Source organism: Providencia sp. UF-183, from assembly GCF_058246155.1.
In genome coordinates this window covers 1-244 of record NZ_JBSICD010000115.1, presented here as the reverse complement: position 1 = coordinate 244, position 244 = coordinate 1, and the positions used below count along the sequence as shown (strand labels likewise).

Annotated in this window: 1 protein-coding gene; it reads left to right on the top strand. The window is 65.2% G+C overall.

The genetic code is table 11. The features are described 5' to 3' along the window. On the top strand, positions 1-241 hold a 241-nt coding region (locus tag AC4IFT_RS22590; protein WP_490752989.1), incomplete at its 5' end, for a LysR substrate-binding domain-containing protein. Positions 242-244: the final 3 nt, after the last annotated feature.

Here is a 244-nt window from a genome sequence, read left to right as displayed (position 1 = left end):
CGTCGAGGCATTGCGGGATGCGGCCGTCGCCGGGGCAGGTCTGTGTCAGGTAGGGGCGTTTCTGGTCGGTGAACACATGGCGGCCGGCACGCTGGTGCCGGTGCTGGAACGCTATTGTCGCCCGGGGCCGCCGATCTGCGCCGTTTATCCCAGCCGACGCCATCTCTCCCCCAAAGTGAAACTGTTTCTGGTGGCGATCGAACGGCGCTGGCAGGGCAAGGCGATTTGGGAAACCGTTTAGCGC